The following is a 25,554-nucleotide window of genomic DNA, read 5'->3' as shown; positions in this document are numbered from 1 at the left end:
CAATCACCTTCTATTTTAAATTGCGTTTTGATTTTTTACTTTGAGCGTTGTAATCTCTTCTAAATCTATCCGTAAATCTTTCTTTCTCTTTGATTATGATTTTGTAAGGTGGAACATCTGCACTAATGCTACCGTTAATAGGTTTATTCCTTACGGTATCCTTCTCTGCAGCTATTTTCTGTTCAACATTATGGCGGGCAGTTTCCTTATCCGGTGCAATATGACCAGTAGTATCGGAACTGCCCTTAATGCCTATACTCTCTTTCACAGTCTCGTTATTTGTTTTCGGTCCTGCGGACGGTGAACTATTCTTCTCTTGAGCTGTTTCTATTTGTGGTTTTTTGCCAACAGAAACAGAGCTACCCCCAGTATGGCCAGTCCTCCCAGTCCCGCTATCACTAGCCATTTTGTATTCGGCTTTCCCGGATCAGTTACCCTCGTAGATACAGGTGTTTCTTTAGTTGCTGCTTGTGATGAGGATTGTGTATCCGGCTTTCTAATTGTTTGTACGGTTGTTTGTACCGGATTTATTTTCCCTTTAAACGGCCGGACTTTTTTACCGACCTCAATGATAAACAAAAACCGTTCCTTGGAAAAATTATATCTAAGGTCGCTCTTCAATTGTCCCAGATAATCTGTAGTCCACTTACTGGAGTCTTTTTCGATGTACATATCGTCATGCTCTACCCAAAGCGGTTCAGACAAGCGGCTTTCAGCATATTCTGCCGCCTGTGTTACTTCATTTTGTTCATTTGTCGGATTTTTTGAAAGATACGTGCTTAAGGCTACTCTTACTTGTTCAATATCACGATTATTTACAGCTTCTACTAGGAAATTCTGTGGTTGAAACATAATGCCGATCACATCCTTTTTAAATTTCTAAAACTCGTTCCAGACCTACAACGAAGTTATCAAGCCATTTACTTTTCTCAAGATCTGCTCTTATCTTAGAATTGAGAATTTCATTATCCCCTGACAGCTTTTCGATTTCATTGACTTTGAATAATAATAGCTTCTCCAGACGATTAATTTCCGAATTGAAAAACTCTTTCAGCTTGGTCACTTCATTGTCAAGGTATTGCTGTGCCTGATTTACATTATCCAACAAATTCTGCTTAGCAGGATTGATTACCTCTTCAGCGATTCTATCGACATCTACAAAGGTCTTGGTAATATATGTGGTCTCGTAATATCCGGTTCCCCAAGTAGATGGCTTCCACAACTTCCAAGTTTTCACCCACCGCTCTCCATCCGCTACATCTTTATTATATTTCAAATTGTCTACCAGCGTTTCAGCATCGGGTATGTCGGCGGCAAAAATCCGGAACTCGTCTTTTTGGATGCCATCACCGCTTACTTCGATTAGACCCTTTACATAACCGCGGTACTCTTCCAGCAATTGGTCGGCATCATTTTGCATTGTCGCCAGAATAATGATTTCCAGGTCAGTCTTAATATCGCTCTGCAAGGAGGAGATGTCTTCTTTTAATTTCGATATAATTTTATTTGCCCTGGATACTTCAATACTGCCTTCACTATTAAAAACAGCCGCAAAATCATCAATCTTGGTATGAACCTTCCCTTCAACATGTCTCATTACAGAACGAACGTCATATTTCTTTTTGTTGATCCGCTCTTTAAATGCGTTTGCTTTCTGTCCCTTTGAGATTTCCTCTTGAATACGTTTCATCTGCAAATTAATATTTTTACGCAGCTCTTCGTTGCTCGACATTTGTTCCTGCAGCTGCTGTTCCATTTTTTTGCCTTCGACAATATCTTTGAATGAGTTTACAGCCGCTGTAATTTTTGAGGTTACTGCATATTTATCCAGGTATTCGTTTATGGCTTCTTCAATAGACGGAACACCGGAGTGTATCAATGCTTCTGCATATGTATCGTTTTCTCTTCGGGCTTTTTCTATATTATTTAACAGCTTACGCTTCTTCGTGTTACTCAATGGAGCATATTTAACTAAGTGCATCTGCGGTTCTTCAATAAAAAAGTCATGAGCATTTAACGTCTGCATCTGCTTGCGGGTAAGGGTATCCCCATTTCGATCCATCCGGATCAACTTTGCAGTCTCAGCAGAAACCGGGAAAATATTAGGATTCATAATCCCTTTATCTTGCAGGTATTCCTTAACATCTTTTAAGGTATCATCAATGGTTTCCCGTTCAGGATCGAAAAGATCGATTTTGTTAACCGCAAAAATAAACCGGTCTTTGGACTGTTTCCCCCCGCTTTTCATCTGTTCAGCAACAATTGACAGCAAATTATTATCATCATCCGTGCTGAGCTGGGTTGAATTCAGTACATAAAGCACTAGTGGCTTGGATTCATTTTTAATAACGCGGTAGGTGTGGTCTTTATGGGCACTATTTCTGGAATTGTTAGGTCCAGGAGTATCTACCAGAATCAGATTCATACTTTTTGAAGAAATGTAAGGAATATTCCCTTCAATTTCAATATGTGAAACCTCTTCATTGTTATTAAATTCTTTCATTCGGTCACTGTCTAAAGGCTGGAGCGGCTCAATTTCATTGCCCTCTTGATCGTAACAGCGGCCGATAAATTCATTTCGGCTTGGCACATTTTTTATGCTTGCAATTGTTGCGGTACAAGCGGCTTGCTTAGATGGCATAAATTCTTTTCCCAGCAACGAATTGATCAATGTTGATTTCCCTGAGCTCATCGTCGCAATCACAGCGATCTCAAAGTCTGAACTTAGTGCTTTTTCAAAGTTCTTCTTTATTGCATCACTTCGGAGCTCTTCGAACGGGCCGTGTTGCATTTCATTTACAAGCTGCGTGAGCTCGTTGATTTTATCGTCTTTTCCTTCAGCTGGAATATGGGCTAGTTGAATATTTGTAGCCTTGCTCTGATTGTATTTTCCACAAGCCTCGGATACATCGTCATAATCGGGAAGCGTACCTTGAAACACAAGTTTGAACTCCGTCTCATTAAGCTCATCTATTAAAATATCAATTAACTGATCCAGCCAGACCTGCAGTCTTTCATTTTTAAACTTGGCTAATTGACTCTCTTGACTGATTTCTTCATTGTCATAAAGGATCTGTGTTTCAACTTTATACGGGTTATAGCGGATAAAAACTTCTGTCATGTAAATCCCCTTCCATTATCGGGTATACTTTGTACTTTGCAGTAATAATCGCTCTAAAATATGAATACCTGTCTTCTTCATGGCTTCATATATTTCCCTTGAACTGATTGATTCATTGTCTATCTGTATATTTCTATGTAATCTTACATTAATCGCGGATTGCGGCAGAGACTTAATCAGGTTCCTGTCGATATATCTGTTCATATCGTATTGCGGGATTCGGAACAACTCTAGTAATGTAAGAGCATCTCTTTTTTCTCGCTTCGTTAAGGGCCTGTTATCCAAAATGCACCTAAACAATCCGGCTGCATACGAAGATATAGGGATGATTATTGGTGAAACTATCCCATGCTCCATCACATATTCTCTTGCAATAGTTAAGGAATCAGTAATACTGTCATCTGCATCCAGATCCAATTGATCCGTCTTATTTAACAGAAAAATGATTCTTTGATTCCCTAATTTCTTCACAACTTGTCTTAGTAAAGTTTTATCATCGTCTGAAGCAAGATTTGTAGCGTTAAGTACATACAAGATTACATCGCTGTTCTTTTGCTCCAGTATCTCTTGCGTAACTGTTTCATGCTGTCTATTTCTGGAATTATTTGTTCCGGGCGTATCAATAAAAGAAATGTTGAACTTCTTCAGCATTGAAAAAGAATTCATTTTACCTTCCATTTCAATCCGCTCAATATCAGAATCATTATTCCATCTTGTAATATCCTCATACGTGAGGTTCCAGCGGGTATCCGAATGCTTACCGGCGGCTATCCCTGTCTCTCTCCGTATTTTGGGCTTATTCGTAAACTTCAAATACTTTGAGGTACATGCTTTGTTTTCCGAAGGGAAGACTTTCTTTCCTAATAGTGCATTCAATAGTGTCGATTTACCTGAGCTCATTGTTGCAACCACTGTAACATTAGTAGAGTTTGTCTTTTCCTGTACCCAATATGCTTTCGCGGAATCATGAAAATATTTAAACAACTCCATTCTTTTTAATTTGAGCAAGCCTTTAACGTCTTCATTTGAGACAATTTTAATCAGTACAGACTTAATTTCATCTTCAACAGTTATCGGAAGTTCAAAATAATTAGCATACAAGCGGAATATAGGATTAGAATTGAATTCATTAGAACTGTTCAATTCAATTAGCAGCATCTCTCCCAATAGAAGTTTACTGTAAGAGGACTCTTTGAATTTCCTGCTTTTTAATGGATTACTGGAATAGTCCAACATTCGAAGTATGGTGCCAAAAAGTTCTTCCCCCCCGTTAAACCCGATATTTTGCAAATCATAAAAATCACTGTCTTTAATAAGTAATCGCTGTTTATATGTACTTAATACATCGTTAACTTGCTCCTTATTCCTTGCTCCCATCCGCAAAGCAGCGCTTAGGAATGAGATATAGGCAAATCTAAAATCATAACTTCGCCTTATTACTGGATGCTTCTCCAAATCCAGGAATCCAATAATTTTTTCTACTTTATAGTTAAAAGCACCTATATTCATTTATGAACTTTACCTCCAGTTTAAAGCGAAGGATTCTACAAGAAGTGACCTAGATACCAAAAACAATCAAGACATATCCTCTAAATGAGACTTTAGTCTTATTATTTCGACTAAATATCTCCTTTTTCCTGCTTTATTAGTAAATAAGTCATAACAACGAATTGCCGAGATTGAAAAATCTTAACCTAAAATAGTCTTGTTACTATTTAATCATAGGAATAAGCCATCTTGTTGTCACGGAATGTATGTTCTTAAATGTGAATATACGTACCATAATTCCTAAAATAAACGGTTTCTTTTTGTACTTGTTTCATCTATGTCAATTTAGATGTGCACCATTTATGGGAATTTGTATTTTTTCGCAAGAACACAGAGCAACAATCTTGATCCCCTTTGTAAAAAAACAAAGTAATTAAGCCGAAGCAAGCTTCGGCTACTTAACGTTTAGTTCTTTATTCGCTTCAAGAATATGATAAGCAATTACTGCTCTTCGGAATACATCTAGCTTACTCACTTCATGGTCAAGTTTCAGCCTTTGCAGTGCGCCCTCAACTTTTCCCCGGACTCTGACCTGCAGATGGATGAACGATACATTAGGGTCACCAACGTCAAGAATCTTTGCGATTTTTTTCAAATCATTTTTGTTCGCAACTGGCGTCATGAACTCCATAAACAAGCAGCATAAAAATCGATGGATATACTGATCCGGTGCCGTACCATGAAGGCTTGGATGTATTTTAATGGCGCGTTCGAATTGCACATCCTTAATTCGGTTAGTCAGCCGTTCATCAACAGGACCTGATTTTCGGAGCAGCAACAGCTGGGTTACCTTCTCCAGGATAGAGGGTTCCTGTGTCATTATACGAACGAATCCCTCCGGACTCGCCTGAGCCATCCCCTTAGCAATAATTTTGTTCATATGAGCTCCAACTAAGTAGTCTTCAATGAACGACAAGCGACTAACAGTTCCATCCCACTTCTCTATTTGATTATAAAATTGTTGAAGAGCCTCTTTTGCCTCATCATCATTAGCCTGATTACGCAGCTTCATCTTCTGATAGGCTAATTCCACTATGCCGTCATAAGGCTCCCTCATCAACGATCACCCCCTTCTTTCTAAATCTCTTCATCCTCTGTTTCATCTTCTATGACCGTTAAGGCAGCTCCAATGTCCTCCACGTGCCAACGTTGTATGATCCAATCTGTAAGCTTCTGCTTTCGCTTCACGAACTCCTTATAGGACCAATCGTCATAACAAGCCAACTCACGCTCAGCAAACAAGCTCGATCCGGCATAGCAACCTTTTTGTCCAGCAACCCCTCTTTTCTTGTCAAAGCCCTTATTGCTATATGTACTGTTATCAAAGGTAATCACTAGATTACCAATATCGTGTGTGGCTTCCTCGATCTGTTCTTTCGTCCATCTAGACTGCCAGTAGGGCTGGGTTGGAGTCTGCGGTAATATATGTTCGACCGAATCCTGCTTGTCCTTCTTCTGCAAATAGACCCAGTCCATGAGCACTGGCTTGCCCGCCGCCAAATAAAGCTCATATTCGTACAATAAATATTTGAGACCGTACCATCCATACCAGTCGACTTCTGCTTTTGCATCCTTAATAAATTCCTTATTCGGGGAGTAAAGCAATAATAATTTGTGGACATCGATATAAGCCTCCTGATGTGTTATCTTTTCATGATACACATCAAACCCGAGCTTAAATAAACTCGATTGTCCGGCATTGGAGCGTTTGCGTTCGTAACGGTATACACGAAATGCAAACTTCTCGCACAATTTTAGAAGATCGAGATAAATGTCCAGATTATCGCTGTACCTCAGCCTGGTAGCCATTAACAACGGAAAGAACGAGGCCATGACACCGATGCGCTGCAGCTTACTCGTATACTCCACTAACGCTTTCCTTATGGCTTCATTCTTCGCGCCAAAGAAAGCTCCAGGCCTATTGGCATGAATCAGATCACAGTAGACCGTGCAGCATTCCTTAAGTGTATTGACATAAACTCTTAGGTCATTGCGCAGTTGAGGATGCCATCCCTGATAATCCTTCAGATTGAATGCCTTCTTGATCGAATTACTGCCGTCCCATTGCTTAGAGTTGTAGTCATGATACATCAGCCAGCAGCTTCGGAGCAGCTGGTTCTCATCCGAATCCTCGGCCTTCGCCGACATCAGACTTTCGTAGATATAAGTCCAGGTCCGATTAATATCTTCACCTAGCTCCTTGCCGCCTTCGCACGTTAATTTGGATGACAGGTAGAGTAAATAGTTTTTTGCCTTCTCCATTTCAGTCAGCTTCTTGCCGCGATTGTTCATGACTTCGAAGATCACGCCGACATCAGTTGCCTTGGGGACTAAATAAACGGTCAGTTTCATCTTGTTGCTGATCTTGTTGTAGGTCTTGCTCAGCCATGCCGAATAGTCCTCCCCCAGATCTTCCGACTTATGTGCAAAATACTGTTCAAAATAGTGTTTGGCATCAAACAGTCTCTGCTCTGATGCTATCTTGGTGGATGTTATGGCTCTCTGAGCAGAAATGATAGTCTGTTTATAAAATACGTTCGTATCGCGATTAAGCGACAACTTGGGTAGCGTATCATCATTCTTGGTAGTGGCAATGTATTTCTTGTAAATTCCGTCGGCAAAGCCTTTCTTACCCTCAATTGTTCTAAATTGAGCGGAAATTTCATATAGAAGAATGGATAAAGTCGTAAGCCGCTGTTGCCCGTCCACGACATCGTATACCCGTAAAGTGCTACCTTCGTCGTCATTAATATCGCCTTCGTCATGAGCTTCATGAATGACAAGCGTTCCAGTATAGTGTTCCTGGTCGTCCTCAAGCAGTTCGAGGTCCTCCAGCAGGTCGAGCCACTGCTCCTCTTCCCAAGCATAGCCGCGCTGGTAATCGGGAATGCGGAAGAGCTTATGCTGAAAAATATCTTGTACAGATTGAAGATGTTGCATCCTGAACCTCCTCGGTTAGTAATGACTTGATTGTTTGGAAATATTCTCTTGTTTATTCATTATATTTCGACATCCTAGGTCTGAAGTCCTTGTAGGAACAATTAGACCACAAGAAGTCATCTAGTATAATCTCAGCATATTTCCTGGATAAATACAGACTAAACCAACTCCTCAGCCTCCTCCATCAACTCCACTTCTTCATCAAATTCTGGATCATAATCTTTCTCTTCCCCAGTTAAATATTTGGACAAAATGTTCATGACTCGCATTGTATACGGATAAATCGTATGCTTATCGTAATTCAGACCTATTCTTCGTAATTGGTCGACCAGATTAGCCAGATCATCACGCGCAGCTTCATCCTGTGCACCAAGAGGGATGTACTCAACCGCTTTTTGCTGTAGCAGCATTTTGCTGGGAGACACATACTTAATATCCTCGTTTCTTACACCAGACCACGCCATCGGCCTTCCGCCAACACCGTAATAAATCCCAAGCGGATCTTTAAATATTCCCGAAGCCTTGTTGTATTCATCTTCAGCATCATCTTCTATAATCCGATACTGAGGCACCTCATTTGTCGTATTGATACGGATAAACTTAAGACGCGATTCATTGGCCAGACGCTCACTCAGATAAGGAATCTTATCGTATTGAAGATCTATATTTCGAATAGCAGGAAGCCAACCATTTCTAAGCGTAGCATTTATCATTACTGTTAGTTGTCTTGCATCTTGAACAAGCTCATTCTCAATAGTTCTGATCATAAAATCCAGAAAAACCTGCATGCTTTGATTCCCTGCCTTTGGGTTATCCAACAACTTGGCCTGTTCCAGATAAAAAGGCGCCTCCCCTAAAGGCAACCAGGACTCTATTCCAAATATCTTAAGAGTTACCTCAGTACCATCCATTTTTGAAATGACAGGTAAATACTTGTTTTCCACTTTTAAAATATTGAAAGACAGGATTAGGCCGTACGTATCAACCTTCGTTATATTGTGACTTAGGAATCCTGCATCGTTAAGCAAATCAAGCAAAGCGTTAATCATACGAGCTGTATCTGCCTTGTTATCTTCATTACCAACAGTCAACGGATGTATGAACTGTGTAAGACGTCCCGCCTTTTTCATCCCTTCTCTTACTGCATTCTTGGGATCACCATCTCTGCTCCAGCATTCTTTGGGCTCAATTTCTATCAATGCCAATGTTCGCTTATCCCCCTGAGAACTCGATCCCTTAAGCTTCTTATTAATTTGATTAACCCGCTTTGTATGGGCAATATCGGCTTGATATGTTCCGACTTCCAGCTCGCTTACAATCTCATCAGGACTACAACGTACGAATTCTACAGTTACATCTCTATCGCAATTGAGGCCAAATACATTCTCTGAGATTTGACGGTTAAAGATTACCGATTTATTTTCCAATGATTTCTGTTCAGTTGTATAAACTTCCTTCATTGCATTAAACATTGCTTCACCGCTGTAGACCTCTATAATAATTCGTTCGGCTTGATGCGCAACGATTGGAAACCGAATATCATTCATACGCTTACGAGGAATACCCGGAATATGTAATAACGGCGCTAGATGATACTTAGCAAGCACTTCATTGAATTTACTAAACAAACCACTTTTCTCCGACAGCCCGAGTCCTGACTTCACAAAGTTACCTTTGCCATTGAACGAATGATGATTAACTACATATGCAGTAATCTCACCATTCCCGTCCAGATATGCAATAGGATTAGAGAGCAGCATGTCCGGTTCGAAGGACTCTCCATACAAAGCATCCCAATACAAGCCGTCCAAAGCTGTTTTCCAGACTGCAAAAGAAGTCGTATTACTTCCGCTGCCAGCACGACGCTCAAACTTAAGCTGCGAGAATGAACGCTTCTCCTCTAATGTATACGGATTACGGACTGACACCAGGACTGAACAGCTATGATCTGCTTTTAAGTAACAGGAACCTTCCTTAATTTGTGCGTTCTTCAAATACCGCCGTGTACCTACAGTTACAAGAATAAGTGATCTCTCGGCATCCCCACCACGATTCTTCAGTTCGACCTTCAGCACATAAGAAAATGGATCGTGTTTCGGTGATTTCCTGATCGGAGTAGATACACATTCATGCTGATTATTAAAAATCGTATGATGGAACTGAAGTTCCTCCACGATGCCTTGACCTAACTCAATCGTTCTCGATTCTTCGCAAAATTTGTGAGCTGCCAAACCGGGAAGCCACTGATATTTATCAATAGATTCATGAAGATCACCAAAATTTGAAGTCACCCATACTAGCTCGGCATCCCTAATTTCCTCTGGGAGTTCCGCCACTGTATATCCTTTCAAATACGCAAACCAGCCTAGTGTGAGCTTCTTAATATGAGCCTCTGGAATCTTAACAGTGGAAACAATCCACGGTAAATCTTTTTGCAAAATTTTATAACTCAGATCTGCATATACAATCTCAGGGAAAATACTCTTCAGCTTCTTGCCAAGAGGCTCAACCTTATAAGAGAGCTTATAGTTTTGAGTTGTTGTTTGCGTATTGAAGAAATTCCGCCAGCTTGTAGGCATATGCATCACATGAATCGTCTCATGATAGAACACCGCCTCGTTTGCTTCCAATGCAAAAAGCTCCATTCTGTTCATATACTACCTCCCATATTCAAATTATTAATAGCTTCGCTAAAGGGGCCATATAAGCTTTGGAATAAGGCATCCTTTTTGTTTTTGCGCATAATCGCCGCCCATACTTCAAGCATGGAATAGCCTTCTGCATTACCTGCCGGTTTAGCATTAAATTTGGAATCACAGAAGTAAACTCGAGCATCTCTGCCCCCGCGCAGCAGACGGCCAATCATCTGCCATACCGGAACAAAAGTGTACCAGCCCATAATCTCCTGCTCTTTTGGACTTAAGATAGACCAGAAGTCCGGCTTCAGGTACATACTCTCAAGCTTTGCACTGCTGATCTGCCGCAATTTATTTACCGCCTTATCGTAGAAGAGGTTCTGCCCTCGAACCCTGCGCGAATATTCCGGAAAATAAGCATGCAGAATTTGAACAAGATAATTTAAGTCATTCGGTATAGGGTAGGGGCGAACCAGAAAGAATACGGAACCGAAGAGCGCCTCTCCACGCTCATCCAATATGTTATAACCCCTCCCAACAGACAATAAAGGTACAATTAACACTTCCGCCCGATCTTGATAAAAGGATTCAACCAGCAGTCTGGAGTACTGGTCTTCATTGGAAGCAGCATCTCTAGAAAGCGATTTATATCTACCACTCCAACCTCGATCATTCTGAAAAACACTACGGACTGTGTCGACATCATCATATGAATTCACAACCAGCAATACTCTCCTGTGGTTGCCAGTAGTCCTCCAATGATTCAATTCATATTCAATATCCGCTTTCAATTGCTGTACCATACCACGTAGACATTGATCTCTCTGCTCCGATTCACGAATACCCGACACCGCATAAAATTCTCCACGGACCACATCAAGTATGGGTTTATAACTCATTTGAATTACTGAACTTTGACGTCCAGCTCTAAGCAGCCATTCAGATGGAGTCTTTAGGTCGTAATGAGCCGACTTCGGAGCATGACTAGTTCCGGAAAGAAAAACAACCGCAGGACCTTCCTTTCCATCACATTCTTTGTAAAGATTATGCCAATCGTGCAACAACAAACGCCCCACAGCAGTGTATTCAATAAGTTTGAACTTTCCGGTCTTGTCATTGTCAGGTAGGTCATATTTATATCCCAGAGTTATCCCGGTCATCGCTTCTTTCATAAATGCCTGGTAATCCTTCTGCATAGTAAACAATGGGGAGAAATCAATCGATAGGCCCAGTTTAGCTTGAATCATTGGAAACGTAGTTAAAATGTATTTGATACTCTCCTCCGCCCTACATAAGTACAGGAAGAATTCAAGCTGAGCATGCAGCAGATCTTTTTTGATTCTTGGTTTGGTGACTCCATTAACCCTGGCTATGATTTGATCCATGAGTTTCAGTTTCTGTTCATGGCTCTCAGTTTCTACTATTTCATCGACAATTCTTGATAGCGAGGGATCCCTGTATGGATCTGAAGCATATTCGCTGAATCTTTTAAATATCCTTGTCTGCAGTTGCGAGCTGTCAGAAAGTTTTTCACTAAGTGTACCTGCCAGTGCTGCCACCCGGATCAGATTATTCCTGATGTTCTTACGCAAAGTTTGGGACAGTTCCAGCTTATTGTAAATACGCCAAATCATCTGATCCAGCATGCGAAGTCTGTCGTTCCATTCATTAATCGCAGGATCACCGGCATATTGACCATAGCGCCCTCTAGTCAGTTCGTTGGATTCATATCTTAACTTCTCGAAGATATCGTCTACTGCTCCGAACACATTATATTCCGTCAAAAACGTTTCATCGAACTGCTTCTGCACCTGATCGGCCTCATCCACAAACACAACATCCAATAGATCATACATTGCTTCATAAATGGTTCTCTCTAAAGGATCAATGACCGCTGAAATACGTGTCTTCAGAACACTTGGCGCAGTCGCTACCCATACTTCTGCATTCCGTAGGGTAGATAGATCTTTAAAAACACCACAGGCATTTGCAAGGGGGCATTTCACAGATGTATTGTTTTGCTGCAACTGGATACATGGATATCGATTATTTCGTTCATAGTCTTGAGCCAAAGCTTTAATGATACAGACATCAGACAAGTGAATGAGTGACTCATACTGCTCGCTCTGCCAATCGCTAACCTCTTGAATGTTGCTGCTATTGGCAAATAGATAGTTATTGAGATGCTCTTCCCTTGAGGATCTACCAATAACAGGAACGGCATGAATGCCAAGCTTACGCAATTCTTTGACGCGTTCGAGAGCTTGAGCTACACTTCCTTCGATGAATCCTACCCTGGCCCCATGTTGTTTGACCAGCCGATAAGTCTCCATCATCATAAAGGTAGACTTCCCTGCTCCGAGTCCACCACCAATATGTCTATTCCCTTGATATACGAATTCCAGATCCATATCATTAAGCGACTCCAGAATCACAGCTTTGGCTCTACTTATCCACATCGTCGACGTTCCAAGGAGTTGATCCATTTCTTTTGCTAATTCCGAGCCACTATAAGGCATCGAGAACTTGTGTATTGTTTTTGGGCGGTACGCTGGTAATAATTTTGGTTCGTTAGAAAGCAGAGATACAGGTATTGTCCCACGAAAAGTGATCGATTGTCCGCCCCGAATCCTTCGGGAGTAAGTAAATTCTTCTTCGCTAGCAAAGGAACTCGTATTCGCCTTACGTGGAACAGGATGTTCGAGAATGCTCTGATAGATAGAAGCTCGGTCTGTTACAAAACGCGGAGCAATTCGGACAGCCTCACCGTCCTCTCTAATTTCGAATAACCGATAATCACGATCTAGTTCCCCGTATGCTTCGATACGTTTAAGCAGATTCTTCTTGGTTCGCAATTCGGGAAATAGTATCCTCAGCCTGGTTACAATATCCATACGGGTCATGCTCTTCAGAAAGGGCTCATTATAACCAATTAGAACTGCCCATGCCTGATCGATGGAAAGCTTAGAATCGAGCAGACGGCAGCCTGTGATGAATAGCTCCATACTCAGCAGTACGTTAATCTCCGATTTGCGGAGCTGAAGTGATTCAAAGTCCTTGATCATATCTTCTGAAAGATCCCAGTAAGTCTGTCTCACAGGAACACCTTCTTCAACGTGGATTCAATTTCGTTCTCCATGATCATTTCTATATACTCCCGAGCCGTTTCGTTCAATAGAGCCATACTTCTCTCACGATAAGAAGCAAAGAGCTGGCTGCGATACTGTGGAACAACGATCAGACACTGGTTCTTATACTTTTCCAAATAGGCAAAGTTTTGGTGATTAAAAAAATTGGCAAGTGTGCGTGGATCTCTAAAATCCTTAACGTCAAGAAATATCCTTTTGCCGTCTTGTGATACCGAGAGATCATATTCATCCACATTGGGATAGAGTTCAACTTCATACCCTTTTCGGATCAAATGTTGCGCTATTCGCAGTTCGGACATTCCAGGTAACAGTACAAACCTCTGGATTCCGGGCAGTAGACGTAGCACCCTCTCCTTCCCAAAATCATAGGAACTTAGACTCTCAAAATCAGCAAGCAGATGGCAAATGTCTTCCTTATTACAGCGCCAACGGTTATTCATATATTCCAGGGTCCAGCCACAGTGCGGGCATTTCCTATAGTTAGCCACTACAGGCGTTATTTCCTCATAGCATTGTTTAATCAAGTTAGTTAAATGAAGATCAGGGAATATCTCGGCAAACTCGGATAATTGAAAGGAAGTAATTACGGCATTTTGTGGATTGGATAGGAATGTGCGGATGCGAGTATACTCCTGCCCCAGTTGCCGACCTTCCTCTCTGCAGTACATAAGAATCTCATACATATACTGTTGCTCAGCATCCTGCGGGGAAATATGGCGATTCAGAAACTCATCGGCATCTGGCGTCAGACCAATGAATTCTTTTAATAAGGGAGCATCTTCGGGGTAATAGTCTTGGAGGTCAGAGATTCCCCATTCTCTTGAGGGGCGATGAAGAATTTGCAGCAAATGAAACAGATCAACCGGAGGTTGAGCTTTAGAAGTAGCCGTCTGCTCAATGAAAAGCAGCATTCCCTTGTAAAGCTCATCCGGAATTTTTTCGTAGTTGTCTTGCCATTTGTTAATGCCTGTTATTAAGGACAGAAGAGTGTCATGTATTTTAGCCATAGAGCACCATCCTATTAGAAGAGTAGGTTAGGTATAGGATAAACTATGGGGGTGTCTAAAAGTTGTCAGGGAATGTATGTTCGAATTGAATTTCCGAATTTGTGAAGTCGCCTTATCATTGGGCTGGCCTAATTTCCATACACTTTAAATCCAAGAACCCAATTCAGGCTGAACATAATATTTATTTCGATTTCCTTGAATCTCGATTTGAGACTCCCAAACAAAAAATTTCCAGTGTTCACCTATAAGAGGTGTAAATACAATATAATCAGAAGTCATCAATTTTCTAAGCTCTTTGAAATCAATTAAATAAACTTTATTTCCTTCAAGTCTTACTGCCAAAATCGAAATATTAGCATCATCCAAAATTTCAACTTGAGCCATTTTTAAATCGAACCATCCGCTACCCTTTTTGTGTATTTTAGAGCTCGGAGTACATACAACAATACGTTCCCTATTGGTGCTACCCTCGAACATGATTTGTTTTCTTGCCATGGTTGTGAATTTACAACTGTATTTATTACTCAGAAATTCAATTATTTTACCCTTATCTGGAACTGACATATTCAATCCTCCTGGTCTTTTCAATTTTCTTGCGATTTCAAACAGTAAGCTATTTGGCCTCCACATGTGCCATCAGTTTATCTACCCAATCCCTCAATGAACTCAAGTCTTCACCCGGCGTGAGCGCTATAGCCCCCATATTATATCTATCATGAAACTCCGCCTTGAAATAGCGAAGCTCATCACTCTGAACAGGTGTCAAAATAAATACATTCTGAACTGCTCTTTCGTCATTACGGCAAAGCAATATGCCGTCCTTGTACTTGTGCATTTCTCCAAGTGCTGTCCCCAAGTTGCTTACAATCCGGTATTTGGGATCGAAAATATATAAACGATCACCTGCTTCAATCACAATGTCTGGTATCATCCTCTGTGTAAAAGTGTAAAAGGGCGATGAATCATTTTGAAACACCCGCTGATAAGATATACGCATACCATTTTTCAATTCCACAATACTCTCTTTATGCTCTGCAAAATGAAGAAAGAGTCCTTCCCTTGTTGTTCGAAATAGCCCACCACTGTCTTTTAGCAGGCCCTTTTCCCGAAAAATCTTCACAAGCTGCATATAGCACCAAATTTCATATAGCGCGAACGTTTCCCGCAGGGGATAATTATAGCTCATCCCAATCCGCTCATTCCCATGCTTATACAAACGGTCAAACCATTGGTAGCACTGCCGGTATACAGGATGCTTTCGAAATACTTGCGATATATGTATCACTCCTTGGTAGGGAGTAACTTGCCTGAAAAAAGAATCCCTCAGCCAATGCCCAACTTTGTCCGCGTAAGCTTCGGCCCTTATCATGTATTCTCCCCGGCCGGATTTCCCGTACAGCTTCAACAGGTGCCTCAGTTCTAAGAGCCTCCGCTTTAATAGACTGTTTTCATATGTGTTATAACTATCCTCACAGACCGAAGATTTCACCGTTTCAGGGATGGTTTCAGCTGTGCTGCGACTGTTTCGTTCGATCCAGGCTAATGTTTTAATATCCACCGTTTTGACTTGTTCTCGCCGCATTTGCTGTTCATGTGCTTGAAGCACTCGAGTTGGATGATCTATTAATTGCCGTATTATATTTCTAAGTGAAGAGAACGAGACTTCGATGTAGCTCCATTGTGCCAAAGAAAGCTCAAGCGAATGCTGGTCCGCTGTAATCCCAGTCTCAATATTCGAGCTCTCGAAGCAAAGCGGAGCTTCCTGCAAAATATCACTCAACATGAGGTGGTATTGCTCCTGTGTCATTTTGCGAGCATCCGGATAGATATAGGAATCAAGTTTCATCCCATTTATATCAAAAGAAACCTGGCCGCTGAAAAAGGGAGTGGTCAGTTGACCATAAGCTTCTCCTTCCTCCACTCGATGCGGAAGATGAAGTAAGCCACAAAAATGGATTAATGGAGTCTGCTCTATTCCATCCATTACGTACTTCCATTCGTAGGTAGAAGCCTCTGTCAGGTAAGCCTCCTCCAGAACATTCCACGCTTCATCGGCTGATCGCAACCAGAACTTACCTCCAGAATTGTGTTGTTCCATATCTAAGAAGCTCCTTCTCCATTCGAACAATGTGTCCGAGACTTGTTGAGCCTTCACCTAGATGTCTGGCGAAATCTTCTTTCAATTCCACAAGCAGCCCACCTATCCGATCATCACCTTTGAGTTTAGGAAGGACTTTTTCTGAAATCACTCGATCCAGCATATCTGTTCTCGATGCCTGATACTCTACATCTAAGGTAAGGTGGTGGCTCATCTTCTGAACCATTTCCTTCATCGTCCGATATCCGAAGTGCAGATTATACGGAGTTAATAAACTATGCAATCTCTTCAAAAAGATGAATTCATCTTGAAGTCCCTCTCTAATACCATCATCTACACGACTCCAGAAAGTTTCCAGATCCACATCGCTTAAAGTCATAACGAATGCACGATCGAGTACTTTGTCCGAAATACTGTGTGTTGTTTCGTCTACATTAATTGTTCCAATGAGATATACATTTGGCGGGATACTGATCTTAGCTGGTATTTCATCAAGGTCAGCTCGGTTATGCAGTGGAATGTCCTTGTGTGACTCTACTCCGCTAAGATAGTCACTTAAATAATACTCAACTCGGGCGAGGTTCATTTCGTCTAGCACGATAAAATGAGGCTTCTCGCGTTCCTCATGAGCATGTATCAGTACCTTCAGAAATTCAGTCATCATATATTGGTGCTCGAATGAACTATAGTACCCAAACAAAGCGGTTCCATCCGTCCAATCCGGCCGAACAGGAATAATAGACAAATATGGATTTTCAGCTTCATAAGATAAACCATATACTGCATTTGCATAGAGTTTGGCTAGTTGAGTTTTACCAGTTCCCGAGATACCGCTTAGGATAACAAAATGCTTATCATCCAGAGCCGTCAAGTTCAGATGTAAATCTCTGATCAAATCTTTATCAAATGTCAAAGAACTATTCTGAATCGCCTCATAAATAACTGTAAAATCAAAATTGCTGTTGTATTCCATAGTTTCTTTAGAATCTTCATCTATGTTATCAATGACAAATCCATCACTTGGAGCATCCGCTTCGAGCAATTTGAATTTACCGCGACCAGCTACATGGGCAAACAATAATGCAGCACACGCTAGTCTCCCCTTAATTTCTCCTATTTCTTCTTCAAATCGCTGTTCAGTATTGTTATACGTACCGATCCGATACTCATTATTACGTACCTCAATACCATGCTGACCAAGAAAGTCCATGGCTTCTTGCTTTAATTCTTCATTGTTTTGGTTAGTTGTGCGAAACGCTTTCGCTAACCACCATTCTTTAAGGCCACTACCAAGTAATACCTCAACATTCGTATAGATGTGATTATGTTTCTCTACATCAATAGCAAGCATCGGCCTAGATGAGGCATTTCTCGTCTCATACTCTCTATAATACAAACAGCCTTGTACTATGGTTTGTCCATCCCGTTTTAGAGAAAACTCTTGTTCCCGTTGGCCTGACTTCTCATTCCCCATAACGCCATATTGAATCTGGTAGGGCCTCCCGAACAGTGTTGCTGAATAAGTTGATTCAACGGATCCGAGCAGATTCATAATATTTGCGGCTCTTGCACATTGCTCACTGTACTCCAACAAATACTTTCGAAATGCGGAAGTCTGCTCCCAGGTTTGTCTTAATAAATCAATAATTGCTTTTGCTTCATACTCCCCTTTCAAGGGAAGTTCCAGTCCTATGTAAATCCATGGTCTAATTCTCGGCTTGATCATATCAACGAGTGTTTGTTCGAGAGCAATGCGATCAATTTCGTTTCTCGTAAATGATCCAGTTCTAGTGAACGTTCGGATCTCAGAATTCAGTTCTCCCAACATCGCATTCAGACGCTCATTTTTTATCAACTCATAGACTTGATAGAAGCTAAGATCTATATAGACATACATCTTTTGCTCAACACCGTTAAACTCAAGCGTTAGAAGATTAGTCTCCTTATCGCCTATTTTGTGTGTTATTTGAGCAAAGTATTTTTTTCCAATACTCGAGTCTTTCTTTTGTTCCGCATACTTGGGATTTAGTGAGTCATGATAAGTGGTCACAAGCGTTTGACCATATGTAGCAATTCTATAGTCGCTCCCAAGTACTTCTCCGGCTAATTGGTCCAAATTCGATTTCCACAGTTGATCCATGATATCGTTAACCTTTTTGCATCGTTCTGCAGTGTTTTCAATATCGAATATTTCCTGGTATTGAGATAAGTTGATCATATCAGGGCTCCTTTGATTTTACGATTTCTCTTATATTACTTTTTTCTTAATGAACTCCCCCCTTAATATTGAGGCCATGTAAAATTTGATTTGTAATATTCCTGTTTTAGTCGTTTCAGGTCATGCTCCCACTCTGCAATTGCGTAAGCAAATTTTGTTTTCCCGTCTGCCTGAGATTTGCGTAGACGAACATTACGCGCGATTGTATAAACGATTTCTTTAAGAGTCAATTTAGGAAGTGCTTTACGCATTAATACGTCCCATCGCTGACTTCGATTGAGACCAGTAATTCTATAACCTAAACGATGAAGATCTGTTTCCTCTCTAAAATTACCCTCCCTATCCGATTGTCCCTGCGATTCATTTGCTTCCGTACTTGGCCACACGAAGTACCCATTCGTTGTTGGAACTGTTGGCGTTATCACTACTTTTTTTGAAATGGACTTCATAAGTTTAGATGCTGCCTCTTTTGGAGGATAATCAAGTGGATCTAATTTAACTTTGCATCTACAAGGTTCTAGGGCGCGGTTTAGTTCCTTATTTAAACTGTCATACGTGTAGACTCTTTCGCAGCGCTCGCAAATAAGCAGTTCAAAAACAACTTGTTTTTGTGCTTGATCCGAGTGTTTTTTGAATCCATCCACTAAGACCTGTTCCTTAACCAATTTGATCTGGCTGCAATGAGGACAATGATCAGTTTTATTCTTTATCTGCCAAATATGATTTGCTTTCTTAATATTGGTTTGTAATTCTAGAGTAGGTGAGGCTTCAATTCTAGTTTGCAAAAACCTAATGACTTCTTCCCACAGCTTTGCTTTCTCTTGCTCCTCAAATATTAGGCTTTGAGACATTAAAGCAAAAATATCCTCCAATATCTGATTATCATGCTCCCTATTGATTTTTGCCGCATTATACTTTTTATAAAGGATGATTTCTGGAAGCTGTGCTTGCTCGATGAAACGACCACTTAGCTTCGAGGTTTCTAATAAAACATCATCCAAAGAAAGATAAAAAGTCACCCATAAAAAATGAGCAAACTGCTCCTCCTGAAGTTTCGCATCTAGAAAAGGCCACTCTTTATCCAAAAGATACTCCATCATGTCTCTCATAGTAGAGTAGCAATCGAAGGCCAGTAAGGCGTACAAATAAGCTAAAATAAGATCGGGAGAATTCGTATCGGCGATCAATTGGTTCAATTTAACATGATTGTCACTCAGATATTCATGAACATTATCTCGTAATTTTGACCTTGACGCCTTTTTCATCCATACCATGATATCAATGAGCACTCTATCCATTTCATCGAGGTCGGATATGTTTATTAAAAACATTAGATCAAGAATAGGTGAAATAGAAAATCCAACGAATTCCAAGGATTCTTCATTATTTGGTATTATCAAAAGGTGATTTAAACCTAGCATAGCCAATGAATATTTGTTGTGTTCAAGTAATTCTCCAATTTTTCTGATGACAATCGCAGCACTATCATTATATTCATCCGTCAGCTCATTGAACAGCTTCTCCCATATAACCTCGTTTCCTCTCTCAAGAATAACCTCCCACAGAATCTTATTTTCAGATTCCACTTTCCCGTACCATTCTTCCAACTGTATAAAAGTGCTGCGGACTGAGTTAAGGCCTAGATAGAAGTTCGCTTTATTTTCAAAATCATTCATGGGCGCCTCCATAAAATAGAAAAAATTGATACCCCTTTAGTCATCGTTATAAAAGCGGATGAAAAATATGCATAGTAGTTTAACTTTCTGTATTCAGCTATATAAAAATAACATCCGATAAGTTTGCATTATCAGATGTTATCCTCTACCACAGCATCAGATACCCATTGTATTCAACAGTTTCTTTAATTCTCTTAATTCTTCTAAGGACAAGGTTACTCCTTTGCCCATCTTTTTGTGATCGGCTGACCAGTCTCTTAGATCGTATTTTGGCTCCCGGCCGTTCCAACTGATCAGATTTAACTCTTTCTTCCAGCCTGTAGTGGTTTCTGATATACTTCCTAGGTTTTGACGAATTTCAAACTTTAATGAATCCGACATCTCCCGTTTCTCCTTTCCCGACTGCTCGTTTTGTTTCAGTGATTTTTCCAACTGTTTATCCTTAACGACGCTAACGATTACTGATTTAATGCTATCTTCATAACCTAAAAGCTCTTCAGGTTCAGGCTTCTCATCAAGTTCTGACCTTCCAGCACCCCAGAAGTCAAATTCCTGCTGCCCATCTTCAATACCTTCATAAGAGCTTATATCCATTTGTTCTTCCGAGTCTTTCTTCTCATTCTTTTCAGTTATAATTGTAGTCTTTTCTGGTGCGACGGGTTCCTGCAGTTCTTGTTGAATGAAATTATTGTTAGTTATCACTTTCAATTCATTCGGGGAGATCTGGTATAACTTTAGCAGATCCCAAAGAGATTGCATTGCTTTTTCTGGATCATAATAAAATTCGCTGCCTCGAACTCGCCAGAAGCTCCAGCCGCACCGCTCCAGTACACGCTGTCTTGCCATGTCATCTTCATATTGCTCAGGCCCATGCCAATAATCCCCGTCGCATTCTACAGCAAGTTGACCATTCATTCCTTGGATTACCATATCGATCCGATTGCCGCCAAACTCATACTGTGTTATGACGCGAAATCCTCGTGCAACGATTCTATCGTAAACATGCTTTTCGAACTCCGATTCACATTTATCTCGTGATCCTTCAAGTTCTTGCAAGGTAGGGTTTTGGCAATAAGAGATTAACTGATAGCGAAGGCAGCTTTGATTCTTAATATCGTTTAACGTCGAACTATGGAAGAGCCATAACTGATCCCTAGAGCGACTGGCAGCTACATTAAACCTCCGTTTGTCTTTCTCACTAGCTAAAGCCCTCATAGTCGTCTCGCCCGGTGAAGCCACTAAGCTTAAGAAGATTACATCGCGTTCATCCCCTTGAAATGCATAGGCATCACCGCAGACAAGGTTCCTACGTTCCATTTCTTCCGGTCCAATCTCCGTTAAAAGCAATGATTCAATTAACTGATGTTGAAAACCTCCAAGAAGGGTTATAACCCCCATCGACAATCCATCATAGCGGGAATCTTGCATACATTGTTTGATAGTATCAACGATTGCTATCGCTTCTGGGCGATTTTGCACTTTCTGACCCATCCCCTGTCTGAATCCACCCGTAACATAAACTGATTTAACAGGCTCGAGCCTATTGGGTGGATACTGACGAAGCGGAATCAACGGCGTGTTGGAATAACAAAGTTGATTACTGAATTGGATAATTTCGGGCATACATCTGAAATGCTCCCGAAGCACGATTCGTCCTCCGAACAGTACATTCGCTAAATCGAAAAATGAATTATCCAGTCCGAGCAATTCACCATGCGGAAAATCATATAAGTGAAGTCTACGCAGCTGATCCACATGCTCACGAGAAATCCCCACATGTTCGGGGCTTATTTGCTTGTCGTCTCCTACAACAATGACTTTTTTGGTTATGTACTTAAGAAGGACAGCCTCAGGCCCGGATTGGCTGGCTTCATCTATGATGACTACGTCAAATAAACCTTGTGAGGGATCGAACGACTCTACAACTCGGTAAAGTGGCATAATCCAAGCAGGTATTGCAGATCTGCAATGTTCCATATGGTATTTTGCATCTCGCTTATGTTTTTCAGCATGTTTACCTGTATCCTTCCCCACATTCCGAATCGCAAGGCTCCAGGCAACAAGATGCTGTTGTTCAGATGCAGTTAATCGCATAAAACAATATTCCCATGCTTTCAAGGCACCAATTTCGCCTAATATTTCTTGAATCCGTTTATCCAGACCCTCTAATACTTCATTTAAATCTTCTTCTGAATGGCTTAAATATTCTTTCAACCATGTATTGGCTTGTGCCCATTGAAAGGCCTGATCCATCTTCTTAAACAGCTCTGGCCATGCTCCATTATGTTGACTTTCCAATAAGTCTTGGTAAGTAAGAGAAAGCTGTTTGAATTTTTCTTGCAGCTCCTGAAACCTTGCATATTTCAAGTTGCGTTGGTGAAGTGATTGTAGTTCGGTCAGTAAAGACTCATATTTCTGAACATCTCTCGATTCAATCGCCTGGATAAAATCTACACATATCGGGTGAAAAGACTTACCGTCCTGCTTATTTTGATCTGGCTGAGTTACCATAAGTCGTAATGAATCAAATTCCTTAACAAGCTTCTTCTTCCGCCCCAATATTAAGCAAGAATCCACAACATACGCAAGCTCATCAAGCTGATCAGATTGACGTATTGAATACGAAATTCCGGAGCTTCTTAAGAGTTCATGAACTTCTTTTAGATGATCTGAGTATTGAATGCACTGTTCTAGCATCTTAATATTTCTAAGAAGCTGAGCTGTATAAATCGAATAGCTACCGGACCTATTAGGTAGATTCATATATGATTTCATTAAGTCAGATATCTTATCTATTCGCAGCACAAATTCAAGATATTGAATAACGGTCTGGAGTTCGTCTATATTACTGCATAATTGTCCATTTAATGCTACTGACTTCGTAATGTACAATACATCACGAATGTTTTTCTTCAGTAACAAAGGGAATCGCAATGAACCCCCGTTCTCTAAATAACTCCTCAGAACCTTACTGTCTTGTAGAAGTTGTCTTACAAATAAAGTATCTGGGATTTGAACATCCAAGATATCATATCTTCTTGCATCTTCTAGCAACCGTTCAGTCTGTCCTGTAATCACCTGAAGCAATTCTCTCCAAGTGACATCTTGGTTGCAATGAATATCCATAAGGGTCTTTTCGATCCATTCTTCACCGCTTTCCAATAACACATAGTAAATGCGCTCGATTTTCTCCAAGCAAATTTTAAAAACAGTAATAGCTTCTTCACCCAAGACCGAAAGACTTAAGTGTAGCTCAGACCCGTGAGCATCCGTATACTTTCCTAGATCAGAATGGAGTCGCTCTTCCTCCTCCACCAGATTATGAAATGACTTCACTTCCATCAAATCAAATGTTTGCGGGAAACTTTGCCCCAATTCCTGAGTCATTTCATTAGTAATGACATGAAGCAAAGAGTGTAATTCCAATGCCTCATCGCTGGTTAGTGGTATTTTATCCTCAAGTGCAACTTGATCCTTCACCCAACCATAAGACTCTTGCTCTGAACGAATTCGGTTCGCCAGTTTGGAAGCAGTTCCTTGATATTCCCCATTGAGCAAATAGTGTGTGTAAGTTTCCTGTTCACGCACTGAACGCAGTATCTTCTCAGTTTCTGCTTTTTTCTTGCGAAGTTCAAAAAGTTCTGTCTCGAATTCCTTAATTCTCAATTTACTTTCAGAAGAGCTCCATAAATCTCTGCGATAAGTCATCCCTTGAACAACTTTTTCAAGATCTTGAAAAGTACCATCATCGCTTCCCAGAAGATTTACGCATAGAGCTTGTATTTCGCTGGGTAGTTTTCCCTTCAATACTTTTAACGCCCTTGGAGTTTGACTGGTAACTAAGATTTTTTGACCTGAGGCCAGTAAATGAGAAATCAGATTTGCAATGGTATGGCTTTTCCCTGTGCCTGGTGGGCCTTGAACAATGACACCATCTTGTCTATTTAGTGTCTCAACAATTTTTCGCTGTGCTTCGTTAGCTGGCTTGGGAAAATAGATTTCTTGAACTTCATAATCAGTAGCATTCCGGAAACGAGAGGAGTCTTCTTGGTCTACATAAGTATCTCGATAGTCCTCATCCACTGTTTCTACTACCCGGTGAATACCTTTAGGAACCAAGTTATCTTTCAGTTTAAGCTGTTCAATGATCGTAGAGTAAGCTTGTATATATCCCCGTTCAGTTCTCTTTCGTAATATCAGTGCGGGACTGAAGGAGACGACAGGATTCGGCTTGGGATCAAAAGAAACCTCCAGCGTGTTCTCGAAGTTCCCTTCTGCTGATACAGAATTCACCCATGTCCTAAGTATGTACCCCATTTGCTCTTCATTCCAAAAATCATCTTCCAAGCTCTCTAATGATAATTCGATGGATTGTATCGCATCGCGATTAGGTCTCTGGTCAACTTCCAACATATCCTGCTCTAAGAAAGGCTTAGTTCCTTCTGAAGAAGCTCGAAGTGTAAAGGTCCCTGTGTTTGTATCCATCGTTAATTCTGCTCTGCCTGTAAGTAAATGACGAGTAATAGAATTAACAATGGGTCCCTTCCAGCTGAGGAAGCCACTTGCTACAACAAGCTCATACTGCTCACCCAGCTTCTTCTGCAGTTGGTAAATTGAGAATAACTTTTCATACTGTTCTTGGACTTTTTTGCTACGTTTATATTCAGTGAACCAAGGCTTCCATACTTGCTCAATGTAATCCGTCCATATGTTCTGAAGTTCTATCTGATCAATGAAATAGATCAATGGGGGTACATCTTTAATCTCTTCATCAACCTCTTCATCATTCTCTTCTTCAGTATCTTCTAGTTTCGTATCATTCTGATATTCAGGATTAGGCAACTGTTCTTTAAGATTAGGTACCTCACCACTGGGTTTCTTCAACTCATGCGGTATGACCCAATTTCCCATCTCCTTAGGTACATGGGGAAGTTCAGGAATATTCGGCTTCCGAATTTCAAGCCACGTATCATCTTCCCGGTATTCTTTGCCGCGTAAAAATAGTAAACATTCGGGCTCCTCGGGAATTTCATGAAACCAAAACACTTTCTCATAGGACCGAACATCGTAAATAACAGGTGTGCGTAGAAGAGTTAGCTCTTTCAAATAGCTAAATAATCGAATTGAGCGATCTCTAATGAGCTCTTGTTGACCGGTTTGC

Annotated in this window: 14 protein-coding genes and 1 pseudogene; all 15 read right to left on the bottom strand. The window is 40.8% G+C overall.

Annotated elements, in window-relative coordinates; translation table 11 throughout:
• Positions 1 to 10: 10 nt before the first annotated feature.
• Entirely contained in the window at positions 11 to 268 is a 258-nt protein-coding gene (locus PUR_RS07915; RefSeq protein ID WP_179034773.1) for a hypothetical protein, read from the bottom strand.
• 59 nt (positions 269 to 327) lie between these two features.
• Positions 328 to 852, bottom strand: coding sequence for a hypothetical protein (locus tag PUR_RS07910; protein ID WP_179034772.1), 525 nt, complete (start codon positions 850 to 852; stop codon positions 328 to 330).
• Between the two features lie 19 nt (positions 853 to 871).
• The gene (locus PUR_RS07905; RefSeq protein ID WP_179034771.1) at positions 872 to 3,121 is read right to left on the bottom strand and encodes a dynamin family protein; all 2,250 of its coding nucleotides are present in this window, start codon (positions 3,119 to 3,121) and stop codon (positions 872 to 874) included.
• Positions 3,122 to 3,136: 15 nt separating this feature from the next.
• A complete protein-coding gene (locus PUR_RS07900) occupies positions 3,137 to 4,630 on the bottom strand; it encodes a dynamin family protein (RefSeq protein WP_179034770.1) in 1,494 nt (497 codons plus the stop codon).
• Between the two features lie 433 nt (positions 4,631 to 5,063).
• The gene (locus PUR_RS07895) at positions 5,064 to 5,726 is read right to left on the bottom strand and encodes a hypothetical protein (protein ID WP_179034769.1); all 663 of its coding nucleotides are present in this window, start codon (positions 5,724 to 5,726) and stop codon (positions 5,064 to 5,066) included.
• 20 nt (positions 5,727 to 5,746) lie between these two features.
• Positions 5,747 to 7,609: a DUF262 domain-containing protein gene (locus tag PUR_RS07890; protein WP_179034768.1), complete on the bottom strand. Its 1,863-nt coding sequence runs from the start codon at positions 7,607 to 7,609 to the stop codon at positions 5,747 to 5,749.
• 158 nt (positions 7,610 to 7,767) lie between these two features.
• Positions 7,768 to 10,263 carry a pPIWI_RE module domain-containing protein gene (locus PUR_RS07885; protein WP_179034767.1) on the bottom strand — a complete coding sequence of 832 codons (2,496 nt, stop codon included), beginning with the start codon at positions 10,261 to 10,263 and terminating at the stop codon, positions 7,768 to 7,770.
• Positions 10,260 to 13,343, bottom strand: coding sequence for a pPIWI_RE_Z domain-containing protein (locus tag PUR_RS07880; protein ID WP_179034766.1), 3,084 nt, complete (start codon positions 13,341 to 13,343; stop codon positions 10,260 to 10,262). The genes PUR_RS07885 and PUR_RS07880 overlap by 4 nt, the downstream gene beginning before the upstream one ends.
• Positions 13,340 to 14,401 (bottom strand): restriction endonuclease-related protein, encoded by a 1,062-nt coding sequence (locus tag PUR_RS07875; RefSeq protein WP_179034765.1) that lies wholly within the window; start codon positions 14,399 to 14,401, stop codon positions 13,340 to 13,342. The genes PUR_RS07880 and PUR_RS07875 overlap by 4 nt, the downstream gene beginning before the upstream one ends.
• Positions 14,402 to 14,545: 144 nt before the next feature.
• Positions 14,546 to 14,965 carry a hypothetical protein gene (locus PUR_RS07870; RefSeq protein ID WP_179034764.1) on the bottom strand — a complete coding sequence of 140 codons (420 nt, stop codon included), beginning with the start codon at positions 14,963 to 14,965 and terminating at the stop codon, positions 14,546 to 14,548.
• 49 nt (positions 14,966 to 15,014) lie between these two features.
• Positions 15,015 to 16,499, bottom strand: coding sequence for a DUF2357 domain-containing protein (locus PUR_RS07865; RefSeq protein WP_179034763.1), 1,485 nt, complete (start codon positions 16,497 to 16,499; stop codon positions 15,015 to 15,017).
• Positions 16,474 to 18,717 (bottom strand): McrB family protein, encoded by a 2,244-nt coding sequence (locus tag PUR_RS07860; protein WP_179034762.1) that lies wholly within the window; start codon positions 18,715 to 18,717, stop codon positions 16,474 to 16,476. Before PUR_RS07860 ends, PUR_RS07865 begins: the two co-directional genes overlap by 26 nt.
• Positions 18,718 to 18,779: 62 nt before the next feature.
• Positions 18,780 to 20,393 (bottom strand): hypothetical protein, encoded by a 1,614-nt coding sequence (locus PUR_RS07855; RefSeq protein WP_179034761.1) that lies wholly within the window; start codon positions 20,391 to 20,393, stop codon positions 18,780 to 18,782.
• Between the two features lie 156 nt (positions 20,394 to 20,549).
• Entirely contained in the window at positions 20,550 to 20,774 is a 225-nt protein-coding gene (locus PUR_RS25995) for a YdbC family protein (RefSeq protein WP_232101859.1), read from the bottom strand.
• A gap of 369 nt (positions 20,775 to 21,143) precedes the next feature.
• Positions 21,144 to 24,710 (bottom strand): annotated as a pseudogene (locus PUR_RS07850) (AAA domain-containing protein); the annotation flags it as partial.
• Between the last annotated feature and the right edge of the window lie 844 nt (positions 24,711 to 25,554).

Origin of the sequence: Paenibacillus sp. URB8-2 (assembly GCF_013393385.1) — a bacterium.
In the GTDB taxonomy this organism is placed as follows: domain Bacteria; phylum Bacillota; class Bacilli; order Paenibacillales; family Paenibacillaceae; genus Paenibacillus_AQ.
The sequence above is the reverse complement of the archived record's forward strand: the minus strand, read 5'-3'. Positions and strand labels throughout refer to the sequence as shown.

Coding starts and splice junctions, on each gene's coding strand:
- PUR_RS07910 (WP_179034772.1), bottom strand. CDS start 852: ATGTTTCAACCACAGAATTTCCTAGTAGAAGCTGTAAATAATCGTGAT.
- PUR_RS07905 (WP_179034771.1), bottom strand. CDS start 3,121: ATGACAGAAGTTTTTATCCGCTATAACCCGTATAAAGTTGAAACACAG.
- PUR_RS07900 (WP_179034770.1), bottom strand. CDS start 4,630: ATGAATATAGGTGCTTTTAACTATAAAGTAGAAAAAATTATTGGATTC.
- PUR_RS07895 (WP_179034769.1), bottom strand. CDS start 5,726: ATGAGGGAGCCTTATGACGGCATAGTGGAATTAGCCTATCAGAAGATG.
- PUR_RS07890 (WP_179034768.1), bottom strand. CDS start 7,609: ATGCAACATCTTCAATCTGTACAAGATATTTTTCAGCATAAGCTCTTC.
- PUR_RS07885 (WP_179034767.1), bottom strand. CDS start 10,263: ATGAACAGAATGGAGCTTTTTGCATTGGAAGCAAACGAGGCGGTGTTC.
- PUR_RS07875 (WP_179034765.1), bottom strand. CDS start 14,401: ATGGCTAAAATACATGACACTCTTCTGTCCTTAATAACAGGCATTAAC.
- PUR_RS07870 (WP_179034764.1), bottom strand. CDS start 14,965: ATGTCAGTTCCAGATAAGGGTAAAATAATTGAATTTCTGAGTAATAAA.
- PUR_RS07865 (WP_179034763.1), bottom strand. CDS start 16,499: ATGGAACAACACAATTCTGGAGGTAAGTTCTGGTTGCGATCAGCCGAT.
- PUR_RS07860 (WP_179034762.1), bottom strand. CDS start 18,717: ATGATCAACTTATCTCAATACCAGGAAATATTCGATATTGAAAACACT.
- PUR_RS07855 (WP_179034761.1), bottom strand. CDS start 20,393: ATGAATGATTTTGAAAATAAAGCGAACTTCTATCTAGGCCTTAACTCA.
- PUR_RS25995 (WP_232101859.1), bottom strand. CDS start 20,774: ATGTCGGATTCATTAAAGTTTGAAATTCGTCAAAACCTAGGAAGTATA.